Here is a 12,614-nt window from a genome sequence, read left to right on the forward strand (position 1 = left end):
TGCCAAAAACTAATAACGGAAAAACAGCAATCATGGAACAATTATTTTCTTACGGAACATTACGATCTAAAGAAATTCAAAGACAGGTTTTTAATAGAATATTAATCGGAAAACCGGATCAGCTTTTGGGTCATAAGCTTAAAAGTTTACAGATAGAAGAAGAATTTGGAATGGCAGACTATGTTGTAGTTGTACCAAGCGCAGATGCTTCAGACATTATACATGGCGTAGTTTTCGATGTTTCTAATGCTGATTTAGCGAAAGTTGACATATTCGAATCGAATTCCTATAAAAGAGTTAGAGTAAAATTGAAATCCGGCACAGAAGCCTGGATTTACATGGAAAATTAATATTTATAGACCAAAAATGATTCTAGCAGCAGCGCAAACAAAACCAACACGAGGAAACATTGAAGCTAATTTATTAGATCATTATCGCCTTATAGAATTGGCTGTTCAAAATAAAGCGCAATTAATTGTATTTCCTGAATTATCAATTTCAGGCTATGAAAGAGAAGATGCTCAAAAATTGGCTTTCTCAAAAGATGATTCGCGTTTGAATCATTTAAGAAAATTAGCTGTCGAAAACAATATTATTATCGTTGCCGGCGCGCCAATTCAAATTGGTAATCAATTATTTATTGGAGAATTTGTAATTTCTGCGGATAATTCAATTTCAATATATACGAAGCAATTTTTGCATGAAGGTGAAGATGAGTTTTTTGAATCTTCTTTTAATTATAATCCAATGATTACGATTGAGAATAAAAAGATTTCGTTTGCCATTTGTGCTGATATTGATAATCCGCTTCATGCAGAAAATGCTTGTGAAAGAGAAACGGATATTTATATTGCCAGTATTTTCTTTTCACCAAATGGCATTCCGAATGCCTATCGAGATTTACAAAGTTATGCTCAAAAACATAAAATGAATGTTTTGATGGCAAATTTTAGCGGAGAATCGTGGGGATATCCTTCCGCAGGACAAAGCGCTTTTTGGAATAATAAAGGTGAATTGGTTGGACAAATGAATGATTTAGATTGTGGATTATTATTAATAGAAAATAAAAATGACGATTGGACAAGTCGAGTTGTTATGCATTAGCGAAGGTTCCTACAAAGTTTACAAAACCTTGCGGGTATAAAATAAAGTATTAAGAAACACCTACAAGGTTTTGTAAACCTTTCAGGAGAAAAAACATAAACGAAATGAACAGAATAACTCAAAAATTACAAGAAGATAAAAAGATACTTTCTATTTATTTTTCTGCAGGATATCCTAACTTAAATGATACGGTTCAGATTATTCAGGATTTAGAAAAAAATGGCGTTGATTTAATTGAAATCGGTTTGCCTTTTAGTGATCCTTTGGCAGATGGACCAACAATTCAGGCGAGTTCGACAACGGCGCTTCATAACGGAATGACCACTCAAATTCTTTTTGATCAGCTGAAAAACATCCGCGAAAGCGTAAAAATTCCGTTGATTATTATGGGTTATTTTAATCCGATGTTACAATACGGAGTCGAAGCTTTTTGTAAAAAATGTGCCGAAATTGGTATCGACGGATTAATTATTCCAGATTTACCGGTTGATGTTTATGCCGATGAATACAAAGCTATTTTTGAAAAATACGGATTAATTAACGTGTTTTTGATTACGCCACAAACTTCAGACGAACGTATTCGTTTTATCGACAGCGTTTCAAACGGATTTATTTACATGGTAAGTTCTGCAAGTGTCACAGGTTCTCAATCTGGTTTTGGAAATGTTCAGGAAGATTATTTCGAAAGAATATCAAACATGAATTTGAAAAACCCTCAGATTATTGGTTTCGGAATTTCAAATAAAGAAACTTTTAATCAGGCTACAAAATTTGCAAAAGGTGCCATAATTGGAAGTGCTTTTATCAAACATTTGAGTGAAAGCGGTTCTGGAAAAATTAAAGAATTTGTTGGTGAGATTCGATAGTTAAACTCAAAATAAAAACACAATAAAGTCTAGTTTGTCAAAATTCAAAGCTGAAATTTACATTTCAGCTTTTTTTATTCTCAAAATCTACTACACCGTTTTATGTTAATATTATGTTAAACAAAAATTAAACGATCGTTTAATTTAAACACTTGTTTAATTTTGTATCCGAATAGAAACAATACCATGTCACACATCGAATTAAACGATAAAAAAATTCAGATTCTGGAAGTTGCTGAAAAGCTTTTTTCTGAAAAAGGATTTGAGGGTACATCGATACGGGATATTTCCAAACATGCAAAAATTAACATTGCAATGGTCTCGTATTATTTTGGTTCAAAAGAAAGGCTGCTGGAAGCTTTGATTCTTTACAAAACTTCTGATTTAAAATTACAACTCGAAAATTTATTACAGGAAAATCTGGAACCTATTGAAAAAGTCAATAAATTAATCGAAATTTACATTAACAGAATAAGTTGTAACAAAGGGATTTTCAGAGTTTTACATTTTGAATTAAACTCAGAGAAAAGAGAAAGAAGCATGATCGCTTTTACTGAATTAAAAAAAGGAAATTTAAAATCTGTAGAAACTATTATCACACAGGGCCAGGCACAAGGCGTTTTTAGAAAAGATATCATAATTCCGCTTCTTACACCGACCATAATCGGAACCTTTTTTCATTTCCACATGAATAAATCATTTTTTGTGGAATTACTGAATTTAAAAACCGAGGAAATGTATAACAATTACATTAAAACCAGTCTTACAAAGCACATTCAACAAACTATAAAAGCTCTACTTGTTTATGAAAATTAATCAATTAATGCTCTTTGGTATTTTCTTCATCGGAATTTCATCAATAGAAGCACAAGAAAAAACAAGTTTAACCTTGGACGAAGCCGTTAAAATGGCTTGGGAAAAAAGTAACGAAGTTACGCTTGCCAACACTAAGGTAAACACAAAAAAATACGAATTACAAACGGTTAAGAATAACCAATATCCAGATTTAAAAATATCGGGGCAATATCAGCGTCTTACAAAGGCTTCGATTGATATGCCAAATCAGGGTGAGAGCGCTTCTTTAGCTTCTCCTGATCGCGCAATGATAGGAATGGCAAATTTAAGCTTGCCGCTTTTTGCAGGATTTAAAATTCAAAGTAATATTGATGCATACGAAAGCTTGTATCAAGCGGAAAGCGTTAATGCTATTAAAACAAAAGAGGATGTTGCTTTAACAGTAATCACTTACTATACTGCATTATACAAGGCACAAAAAACACTGGATGTTTTAAATGAAAATCAAAAAAGCGCTAAACAACGTGTTACTGATTTTACAGAACTGGAAAAAAACGGAATTATTCCCAGAAATGATTTATTGAAAGCACAATTATTGGTTTCTAAAACACAATTATCTATTGATGAAGCTAATAATAATATCAATAACATTAATTTTTATTTAACGACAATTCTTAAATTAGATCCGTCTGTAAAAATTGAGGTTAATGAAGATGATTTCTTTAATTTAAAAACGACCAACGCACCAACATCTGATGCTTTGGCTCTTGAAAACAGAAAAGATTTAGAGGCTATACGCTTGCAGCAAAAGGCTTCTGAAGCTAATATTAAAATAGCAAAATCCGGATATTACCCAACTATTTCATTGCTTGGCGGTTACACTGCGTTAGATCTTAAAGATATAATTACTGTAAAATATGCTATGAATTTTGGTTTAGGTTTATCTTATGATTTATCGGGAATTCTAAAAAACAGCGCGCACGTAAAAGAAGCTGAAAGCAAAGCACTTGAAGTAAAAAATACTGAAGCTATTATGACAGACCGTATTAAGGTTGAAGTTCAAAAATCTATTGAAGATTACGACTTAGCTATTAATCAAAGTGTTGTTTATGATGAAGCACTTCAACAATCAGTTGAAAATTACAGACTTGTAAAAGATAAATTCGACAACGGTCTTGCTGATACCAATGATTTGGTTGAAGCTGATGTTGAGCAATTAAGTGCTAAAATAAATACGGCCGTATCTAAAGCAACTATAATTCAAAAATATTACGAATTACTTTCAGTATCAGGACAATTATCACAATCATTCAATCTTTCTAAAATATAATCGATAGCTCTCATGGAAAAGAAAAAAACAAATACTAAATTCATCATTATACTAACCGTTTTGGTTTTAGTGGGCGGAACTTACGGAATAACAAAATACATGCATTCATTGGCTCACGAAGAAACGGATGATGCTCAGATTGAGAAAAAAATGAATCCGATTATCCCGAGAGTTTCAGGATATATTAGCAAAGTGTATGTAAAAGATAATGATTTTGTAAAAAAAGGAGATACTTTATTTACTATCGATAAAAGAGATTACCAATTGAAGATTGATGAAGCTAATGCTGCTTTACTAGGTGCTGAAGGGCAATACGAAGCTGCAAAAGCAGATATTGGAAGTGCTTATGCAAGTATTTCTGTTTCTGATGCACAAATGAGATCTGCAGGTGGTTCTATTGAAAGTGCAAAAATCAGATTGAGACAATTGACAAACGATTTTAACCGTTACAATAATTTGTATAAAACACACACTATTACAAAACAACAATTTGAACAAGCTCAGGCTGCAAAAGACGAAGCTGAAAACCAAGTTCGAGTTTTAGAACAACAACAAAGAGCTTCTTCTTACCAAAAATCTGTAATTCAGTCAAAATCAAAAGTTTCAGATAAACAAACAGAAGTTGCTTCAGCAAACATCAAAAGAGCTAAAACTATGCTTGATGTTGCAAAATTAAATCTTACTTATACTGTTGTTACTGCAGCAATTGACGGTCAGGTATCTAAAGTTGATATTCAGCCAGGGCAATTGGTTCAGCCGGGGCAATCTTTATTTTATATCATTAATAATACTGAAGCCTGGGTTGTTGCTAATTTCAAAGAAACACAATTAAACAAAATGGTTGTGGGACAAAAAGTAAGTTTAAAAGTAGATGCATATCCAAATTATGAATTCAAAGGTACTTTAACATCATTTTCTCCTGCTACAGGATCACGTTTTTCATTATTACCTCCTGATAACGCAACAGGTAACTTCGTAAAAACGATTCAGAGATTACCGGTAAAAATTAGTTTAGATGAATCAAACGATCCAGAAAAAGTAAAATTACTACGTCCGGGGATGAATGTTGACGTAGACGTACATTTAAAATAAAATATGGCAACAGCAGTACAAGCAGACGACGATTTAGTAGAATACGGATACAGACGTGTGATCATTACGATTACTGCAGTACTTTGTGCACTGTTGGAAATTGTTGACACGACGATTGTAAACGTAGCGCTAACAGACATGCGAGGCAGCCTTGGTGCTACTTTGACGGATGTGGCTTGGGTAATTACGGCATACGCAATTGCGAATGTTATTGTAATACCGATGACGAGCTGGCTATCACAGCAATTTGGAAGACGTAATTATTTTGTGGCTTCTATCATAATATTTACAGTCTGCTCCTTTTTATGTGGTAACGCCAGTAATATTTGGGAATTGGTAGCTTTCAGATTTGTACAAGGTATGGGTGGTGGAGCTTTATTGGTAACAGCCCAGACTATTATTACAGAAAGTTATCCGGTTGCAAAACGTGGTATGGCGCAGGCTATTTACGGAATGGGTGTAATTGTTGGTCCAACATTAGGACCGCCTTTGGGAGGTTATTTAGTAGATAACTATTCCTGGCCTTATATATTTTACATTAATATTCCATTAGGAATTATAGCTACTATTTTGGCTCTAACTTTTGTTAGAAGTCCGAAATATGGAGAAAAATTAAAAGCAAATCAGGTTGACTGGTGGGGAATTATATTGTTAGCTTCGTTCATTGGATCTTTACAATTTGTATTAGAACATGGTCAGCAAGACGATTGGTTTAACGATTCATTAATTGTAACCTTAAGTGTTGTAACAGTTCTTGGTTTAATATTGTTTATTTGGCGAGAACTTACTTATAAATACCCGATTGTAAATTTGAGTGTTTTAAAAGATGGAAATTTAAGAATTGGAACCGTAATGTGTTTTATTCTTGGTTTCGGATTATATGGTTCGACTTTAATTATCCCGATTTATACGCAATCTATTTTAGGATGGACAGCCACAGATGCAGGATTATTATTGATTCCGGGTTCGATTACAACCGCGATTATGATGCCATTTGTTGGAAACATGATTCAGAAAGGTGTGCCTCAGGGTTATATGGTTGGAGTAGGATTTTTAGTTTTCTTCTTTTTTACCTTTATGATGCAGACACGAATGACACCTGATACTGGTGTAGAACATATGTATTGGCCTTTAATTTTAAGAGGAGTTGGTTTAGGACTACTTTTTGTACCTATTACCACACTTTCACTTTCTACCCTAAAAGGAAAACATATTGGTGAAGGAGCTGCTTTTACCGGAATGATGCGTCAATTAGGAGGGTCATTTGGTATTGCTATTATTACCACTTTTATTACCCGTTTTAGCCAGGAACACAGAGTAAATTTGCTAACAAATTTAGATCCTGCAGATTATCAGGTCCAACAACGTATTCTGGGAATGCAAAGAGCATTTGAAGCTAAAGGTTATAGTGCCGACGTAGCGCTTAAAAAAGCATATCAGGCTCTAGAATTTTCAGTAATGAAACAAAGTACAGTTATGTCTTATATGGATATATTTATGTACTTAGGAATCATGTTTTTATGTTGTATACCGATTATCCTTTTAATTAAAAAAGGAAAGAACAAGATTAATCCTGCTGATGCAATGCATTAATAATAATTATAATAATTGATTTATAATACGAAAACGCCTGGCTATTAACCCGGCGTTTTTATTTTGTATACATTTTAAATTTTGTTCTCACGATTTGAAGGGATTAAAATCCCTGCCTAAAATATGAACCGAACCTTCGGTTCTCTCCCAAAAACCTTAGTATCTTAGCGTCTCAGAAACTTAGAGCCTTCAAAAACTATCTTGTAAAAACCAAATGATTTCCTTTAGAAAGATTGGCATCAAAACCATATCCATCATAATTGAAACCTTTTAAATCGTCAATGGTTTCTGCATTGGTGTCGATAATATAACGTACCATCATTCCCCTCGCCTTCTTTGCGAAGAAACTTATCATCTTTAATTTTCCGTCTTTGTAATCTTTAAAATCAGGCGTAATTATTGGAACTTTTAGAGCTTTTACATCAACCGCAGAAAAATATTCGTTACTCGCCAAATTGACGAATAATTCTCCTTTTTTTAATTCTTTATTTAAAGCTGCTGTAACGGTTGGTTTCCAAAATTCATGAAGATTTTTATATTCGCCAACAGGTAATTTTGTCCCCATTTCTAAACGGTAAGCCTGCATTAAATCTAAAGGTTTTAAAACTCCATAAAGTCCTGATAATATACGAAGTTTACTTTGCAAAGCATCAATTTTATCTAACGGAATGGTATACGCATCTAAACCCGTATAAACATCCCCATCAAAAGTATAAACCGCCGGACGTGCATTTTCCGGAGAAAAAGGTGTTTTCCACTTTTGATTTCGTTCCCAGTTTAAATCAGATAATTTTTCTGAAATTGACATTAATTCCGATAATTCAGCTGGCTTTTTGGGTTTTAAAACTTTATGAACCTGACGCGCTTCTTTTAAAAAAGCGGGTTCTGTATATTGAGAAGTAGGTAATTCTTTTTCGAAATTTAAAGATTTAGCCGGCGATATAACAATTTTCATTTTTGCGATTTTATGTGATCAAAAATACAAATTGAAATTTTAAAAATATGTTATTGTAATTGATTTGTTTGATACTTACATAAAACACATATATCGCTGCAAGTCCCAGCGGGACAAAATGTTTATAGTATAAATAAACATCCCATTTTCAAAAACCCCGGCAGGGTGAAATATTTTGTCGTTACATAAAAGCAATCTTATATCGCTCCGATGGAGCTTTGACTAAAAGAATAAATAATTTGCTATAAATATTCTGCTCCGCTGGAGCATTGGTCTTTTGAAGTATAATTTTATTAAAAATTGATACCATAAACTAAGAATTTCTATAAAAAAGTCACCATTACATTATAAAAGGCATTTTCTATGTTGTAAATTTGCAGACCTTTCATTCTCTTCAAGAATAGAAATGTAATATTAAAAATTACTGAATTCGTGGCTATACAAACAAATTATAAAACAGCTTTACAACATAAAATCTTCGGAATTATTTCGAAAGCATCTCAGGAACTAAACGTTGACAGTTATGTTATTGGTGGTTTTGTCAGGGATTTGCTTTTGAATAGAGGTTCTAAAAAAGACATTGATGTTGTTGCTGTTGGCAGCGGTATTGAATTGGCTTTGAAAGTATCTGAATTACTTCCTAAAAAACCAAAAGTGCAGGTTTTTAAAACGTACGGAACGGCAATGCTTCGATTTGAAGATACTGATATTGAATTTGTTGGTGCCCGAAAAGAATCTTATAATTTTGATAGCCGAAATCCGATTGTTGAAAACGGAACACTTGAAGATGATCAAAATCGTCGTGATTTCACCATCAATGCTTTGGCTTTATCTTTAAACGAAAAAACTTTCGGAGACCTTTCTGATCCTTTCAACGGATTAGCTGATTTAGAGAACAAAACAATCAAAACGCCTTTAAATCCGGATATTACCTATTCTGATGATCCGTTGCGAATGCTTCGCGCGATTCGTTTTGCAACACAGCTCAATTTCGAAATTGAAGAAAATTCATTGAATGCGATTACGAAAAATGCAGATCGTATTAAAATTATTTCCGGTGAAAGAATTGTAGACGAATTAAACAAAATCCTATCTACACCAAAACCGTCTATTGGATTTTTACTTTTATATCAAACCGGACTTTTAGATATTATTCTTCCCGAATTAACGGCATTGAATCAGGTGGAAGAAATTGAAGGTCATACGCATAAAAACAATTTCTATCACACTTTAGAAGTTGTCGATAATATTTGCCCAAATACAGATGATGTTTGGTTGCGCTGGTCGGCTCTATTGCATGATATTGGAAAAGCGCCAACAAAACGTTTCAACAAAAAACAAGGCTGGACCTTTCACGGACATGAATTTTTGGGCGGAAAAATGGCCAAAAAAATATTCGAACGCCTTCACATGCCATTGAATCACAAAATGAAGTTTGTGCAAAAAATGGTTATTATGAGTTCGCGTCCTATTGTTTTGGCGCAGGATATTGTAACAGACAGCGCGGTTCGTCGTTTGGTTTTTGATGCCGGAGAAGATGTCGAAGATTTAATGACGTTATGCGAAGCAGATATAACAACTAAAAACCCATCAAAGTTTAAAAAGTACCATAAAAACTTTGAAATTGTTCGCAAGAAAATTGTTGAAGTAGAAGAACGCGATCATGTACGTAATTTTCAACCACCAATCTCTGGTGAAGAAATTATGGAAATATTCGATTTGAAACCTTCACGCGAAATTGGGGTATTAAAAGAAGCTGTAAAAGAAGCCATTTTAGAAGGTGATATTCCAAATGAATATCAGGCGGCTTATGATTTTGTAATTAAAAGAGCGGAGAAATTAGGCTTAAAAAAAGTAGAGAAATAAGTATTTTTTAATAGAAATGAAAAAAGAAAATAAATCAGTAATCATTTGGTTACTATCGGGTTGTGTTTTATTGTTTTTAATGGTTGTTGTTGGAGGAATTACCCGTCTGACAAATTCGGGTTTATCAATGACCGACTGGCATTTGGTGACGGACACATTTCCGCCTTTGACAGAAGCAAAATGGAATGAAGCTTTTGAACAATACAAGAAATTTCCTGAGTATCAAAAAATCAATATTCACAATGATTTTCAATTAGCCGATTATAAATTTATTTACTTCTGGGAATGGTTCCACCGCTTTATTGGTCGAATTATTGGCCTTGTTTTCTTTGTGCCGTTTGTCTATTTCTTAATTAGAAAAAAACTGGATCGCGAAACTATTAAAAAATGTATTGTTCTTTTGGCGATGGGTGGTTTCCAAGGATTTTTAGGATGGTTTATGGTTCGCAGCGGATTAATTGATAATCCGGATGTTAGCCATTTCAGACTTTCACTTCACCTGACTTTTGCTTTTATCACTTTTGCTTATACTTTATGGGTTGCATTAGATTTGATTTATCCTAAGCGGGACATTAATAAAATAATTCCGCTTCGAAATATTGCCAGATATTCCTTGGCTGCTTTATTAATTCAAATTATTTATGGAGGTTTTGTTGCAGGATTAAATGCAGGATTAATTCACAATCACTGGCCTTTAATGAGCGATGGACAATTTATACACGATTCTGTTTTTATTGAGCAATCGACTTTGGTGAAGAATTTAATCGAAGGAAAAAGCGGTGTTCAGTTTGTGCACAGAACTTTTGCTTATGTTGTTGTTGCCCTTATATTGTTTTTATATTACAAAAGCACGAAATTTTCGCTTAACAGAACTCAAAGTAACGGAGTTAAAACTTTGGTTGTTTTTGTTTTCATTCAATTTTTATTAGGCGTTTTTACACTTTTATATAGCGTTCCATTGGCTTTAGGATTGATTCATCAAATTATGGCATTTTTCCTATTGAGCGCAATGACTTTTACTTTGCATCGTTTGAGCAAATAAAAAACAAAACATAAAAAAATCCTTCAAATGAAGGATTTTTTTATGTTTTTTTTAATGCTGATTCGATATGTAAACCGGATTAAAATCCGGCCCTACAAAATGGATCGAGCCGCTGGCTCTTTAATGTTGGAATGAATACAAATATTTTATCCTAACCAAGTTTTAAAATCCTGTACTTTTTCGCGGCTTACAATAACCTCGTCTTCTTTATATGTTGGTAAAATAACTTTTAGACGAGAATTGGTATAAACCTGAATTTCTTTGATTGCAGGAAGCGGAACAATAAATTTTCTGCTTACGCGAAAGAAGTTCTTCATGTCTAAATCCTGCTCCAAAATTTCTAGAGTCGAATCGATTAGATAATTTCTATTATCGAAAGTATGAATATAAGTTCCTTTGTTTTCACTAAAAAAACATTCTATTTCATCTGTCGTAATAACTTTTAAATGCTGACCGATTTTAACTGTAAATCGCTTTTTAAAACTTTTTTCAAAAGGATTAGATAACATTTGACGTATTTGTTCAAAATCCAGCTGAAGATTTTTAGTCTCAGATTCTATTTTAGGCAAACGCATTTTAAATTTAGTAACCGCAACGTCAAGATCATCTTCATCAATAGGTTTTAAAAGATAATCGATGCTGTTGAGTTTAAATGCTTTTAAGGCATATTCATCATAAGCAGTTGTAAAAATGATAGCGCTTTTAATGTCTACTTTTTCAAAAATTTCAAACGACAAACCATCTGACAATTGAATATCCAGAAAAATCAAATCCGGATGCTCATTATTGGAAAACCAGTTAACTGATTCTTCTACAGAATGTAACATGGTTTCTACAACTATATTTAGTTTTTCTAACTTTCGTTGCAATAACCTTGCAGCTGGTTTTTCGTCTTCTATTATTAGTGTTGTCATTTATTACAAAGCAAAATTTAAAAAAGTAAATTTACAATTATTCCCATTTATTACTGGCAGCTTCCTTTTTCATATATTCCTCAATTTTTCTTTGCTCCCAATCAGCGCTAAAAAACACATCTCTTCCAAAAACAGAGAGTCCGTGAGCCAATAAACCTATTCCCCAAAACAAAGCGGTTGAATATGTTTCCCAATCTAATAATCCGTTATCCAGAATTCCTTTTGAAAAAAAGTCGTCATTTACACTGGCAACAATGATGATAGCGTTTACAATAATATAAATTCTTAAATGCGAATAAAAACTTTTTATTCTTTTTACTTTTCTGTACGCTTCATTAAAGCGTTCATCTGTTGAAAATTCTTGCGAATATTCTTCGTACATGCGTCTTCTAAATCTTCCCATTATATTATTAAATTAAATTATTTCCACTTGTTTTTGTTCTCTTTTTCCTTTTCCATAAATTCTTTGATTTTTCTTTTCTCCCAGTCTTTTCCTAAAACCGGAAGTACTTCAAAAACCTTTAATCCGTGAAAAAGCACGCCTAATCCCCACCACAATAGCGGCCAGTAAAACCACAAATGATCTGGTGTTGTATATAAATTAATAAAAATTAAAATCACATTCACACCAATAAATGACGTAAGATTTGCGTAAAATCCTTTTATGCTTTCTACTTTCTTTTTTGCAAGATAGTATCTGTCTTCTTCGCTAAAATTCATTTCCATGATTACTCCCATTTTTGTTTTTCTTTTCTTTTATCTAAAATATTTTTGACTTTATTCTGCTCCCATTCCTCTCCAAAAATCTTATAATAAGCAAATGTATCAACTGCTGAAATTATAAATACACAAGTCCAGATTAACATTATAATGTAATTAAGATATTGGAACGGAAAGAAGTTAAGTGGAAATCCGAAATAATCTTTTAAAATAAAAATAATTAATCCTGTGATGTAAATAAACGTGTGAACATAAAATGACTTTAGTTTAATTACTTTTTTACTGGCGATTTTAAAATCAAATTTTTCACGATCAATATTAGAATTTGTTTCCATGA

At 32.8% G+C, this 12,614-nt stretch carries 14 protein-coding genes; 9 read left to right on the forward strand and 5 right to left on the reverse strand.

Annotated elements, in window-relative coordinates:
- The first annotated feature begins 32 nt into the window (after positions 1-32).
- The 7 genes from SD960_RS17690 to SD960_RS17720 all read left to right on the forward strand — a co-directional run bounded on the left by SD960_RS17690 (position 33) and on the right by SD960_RS17720 (position 6,780).
- Positions 33-350 (forward strand): gamma-glutamylcyclotransferase family protein, encoded by a 318-nt coding sequence (locus SD960_RS17690; protein WP_318805082.1) that lies wholly within the window; start codon positions 33-35, stop codon positions 348-350.
- A 16-nt stretch (positions 351-366) separates the two neighbouring features.
- Entirely contained in the window at positions 367-1,104 is a 738-nt protein-coding gene (locus SD960_RS17695) for a carbon-nitrogen hydrolase family protein (RefSeq protein WP_318805083.1), read from the forward strand.
- A 104-nt stretch (positions 1,105-1,208) separates the two neighbouring features.
- Positions 1,209-1,970, forward strand: a complete 762-nt coding sequence (gene trpA / locus SD960_RS17700) for a tryptophan synthase subunit alpha (protein ID WP_318805084.1) — start codon at positions 1,209-1,211, stop codon at positions 1,968-1,970.
- Between the two features lie 186 nt (positions 1,971-2,156).
- Positions 2,157-2,786: a TetR/AcrR family transcriptional regulator gene (locus tag SD960_RS17705; RefSeq protein ID WP_318805085.1), complete on the forward strand. Its 630-nt coding sequence runs from the start codon at positions 2,157-2,159 to the stop codon at positions 2,784-2,786.
- On the forward strand, positions 2,776-4,095 hold the full coding sequence (locus SD960_RS17710; protein WP_318805086.1) for a TolC family protein: 1,320 nt from the start codon (positions 2,776-2,778) through the stop codon (positions 4,093-4,095). Before SD960_RS17705 ends, SD960_RS17710 begins: the two co-directional genes overlap by 11 nt.
- A gap of 12 nt (positions 4,096-4,107) precedes the next feature.
- The gene (locus tag SD960_RS17715; protein ID WP_318805087.1) at positions 4,108-5,187 is read left to right on the forward strand and encodes an HlyD family secretion protein; all 1,080 of its coding nucleotides are present in this window, start codon (positions 4,108-4,110) and stop codon (positions 5,185-5,187) included.
- A gap of 3 nt (positions 5,188-5,190) precedes the next feature.
- Complete coding sequence (locus tag SD960_RS17720) at positions 5,191-6,780, forward strand: MDR family MFS transporter (protein ID WP_318805088.1); 1,590 nt, start codon at positions 5,191-5,193, stop codon at positions 6,778-6,780.
- A 196-nt stretch (positions 6,781-6,976) separates the two neighbouring features.
- On the opposite strand, the gene yaaA is transcribed toward SD960_RS17720, so the two are convergent.
- Positions 6,977-7,735, reverse strand: coding sequence for a peroxide stress protein YaaA (yaaA, locus tag SD960_RS17725; protein WP_318805089.1), 759 nt, complete (start codon positions 7,733-7,735; stop codon positions 6,977-6,979).
- A gap of 432 nt (positions 7,736-8,167) precedes the next feature.
- Between yaaA and SD960_RS17730 the strand changes: the two genes are divergently transcribed.
- Positions 8,168-9,601: a CCA tRNA nucleotidyltransferase gene (locus SD960_RS17730; protein ID WP_318805090.1), complete on the forward strand. Its 1,434-nt coding sequence runs from the start codon at positions 8,168-8,170 to the stop codon at positions 9,599-9,601.
- A 16-nt stretch (positions 9,602-9,617) separates the two neighbouring features.
- Positions 9,618-10,643 (forward strand): COX15/CtaA family protein, encoded by a 1,026-nt coding sequence (locus SD960_RS17735; protein ID WP_318805091.1) that lies wholly within the window; start codon positions 9,618-9,620, stop codon positions 10,641-10,643.
- A gap of 146 nt (positions 10,644-10,789) precedes the next feature.
- Here the strand turns inward: SD960_RS17735 and SD960_RS17740 are convergent, their stop codons facing one another.
- From SD960_RS17740 to SD960_RS17755, 4 genes are read right to left on the reverse strand one after another with little or no spacing between them, the layout of a single operon-like run.
- Positions 10,790-11,557 carry a LytTR family DNA-binding domain-containing protein gene (locus SD960_RS17740; protein WP_318805092.1) on the reverse strand — a complete coding sequence of 256 codons (768 nt, stop codon included), beginning with the start codon at positions 11,555-11,557 and terminating at the stop codon, positions 10,790-10,792.
- A gap of 37 nt (positions 11,558-11,594) precedes the next feature.
- Complete coding sequence (locus tag SD960_RS17745) at positions 11,595-11,960, reverse strand: 2TM domain-containing protein (RefSeq protein ID WP_318805093.1); 366 nt, start codon at positions 11,958-11,960, stop codon at positions 11,595-11,597.
- A gap of 17 nt (positions 11,961-11,977) precedes the next feature.
- Positions 11,978-12,283, reverse strand: coding sequence for a 2TM domain-containing protein (locus SD960_RS17750; RefSeq protein ID WP_042564696.1), 306 nt, complete (start codon positions 12,281-12,283; stop codon positions 11,978-11,980).
- 2 nt (positions 12,284-12,285) lie between these two features.
- Positions 12,286-12,612: a 2TM domain-containing protein gene (locus SD960_RS17755; protein WP_318805094.1), complete on the reverse strand. Its 327-nt coding sequence runs from the start codon at positions 12,610-12,612 to the stop codon at positions 12,286-12,288.
- Between the last annotated feature and the right edge of the window lie 2 nt (positions 12,613-12,614).

The sequence above is a fragment of the Flavobacterium sp. MMLR14_040 genome, from assembly GCF_033657265.1.
Taxonomy (GTDB): domain Bacteria; phylum Bacteroidota; class Bacteroidia; order Flavobacteriales; family Flavobacteriaceae; genus Flavobacterium.

Coding starts and splice junctions, on each gene's coding strand:
- SD960_RS17705 (WP_318805085.1), top strand. CDS start 2,157: ATGTCACACATCGAATTAAACGATAAAAAAATTCAGATTCTGGAAGTT.
- SD960_RS17715 (WP_318805087.1), top strand. CDS start 4,108: ATGGAAAAGAAAAAAACAAATACTAAATTCATCATTATACTAACCGTT.
- yaaA (WP_318805089.1), bottom strand. CDS start 7,735: ATGAAAATTGTTATATCGCCGGCTAAATCTTTAAATTTCGAAAAAGAA.
- SD960_RS17720 (WP_318805088.1), top strand. CDS start 5,191: ATGGCAACAGCAGTACAAGCAGACGACGATTTAGTAGAATACGGATAC.
- SD960_RS17735 (WP_318805091.1), top strand. CDS start 9,618: ATGAAAAAAGAAAATAAATCAGTAATCATTTGGTTACTATCGGGTTGT.
- SD960_RS17755 (WP_318805094.1), bottom strand. CDS start 12,612: ATGGAAACAAATTCTAATATTGATCGTGAAAAATTTGATTTTAAAATC.
- SD960_RS17750 (WP_042564696.1), bottom strand. CDS start 12,283: ATGGAAATGAATTTTAGCGAAGAAGACAGATACTATCTTGCAAAAAAG.
- trpA (WP_318805084.1), top strand. CDS start 1,209: ATGAACAGAATAACTCAAAAATTACAAGAAGATAAAAAGATACTTTCT.
- SD960_RS17695 (WP_318805083.1), top strand. CDS start 367: ATGATTCTAGCAGCAGCGCAAACAAAACCAACACGAGGAAACATTGAA.
- SD960_RS17710 (WP_318805086.1), top strand. CDS start 2,776: ATGAAAATTAATCAATTAATGCTCTTTGGTATTTTCTTCATCGGAATT.
- SD960_RS17740 (WP_318805092.1), bottom strand. CDS start 11,557: ATGACAACACTAATAATAGAAGACGAAAAACCAGCTGCAAGGTTATTG.
- SD960_RS17690 (WP_318805082.1), top strand. CDS start 33: ATGGAACAATTATTTTCTTACGGAACATTACGATCTAAAGAAATTCAA.
- SD960_RS17745 (WP_318805093.1), bottom strand. CDS start 11,960: ATGGGAAGATTTAGAAGACGCATGTACGAAGAATATTCGCAAGAATTT.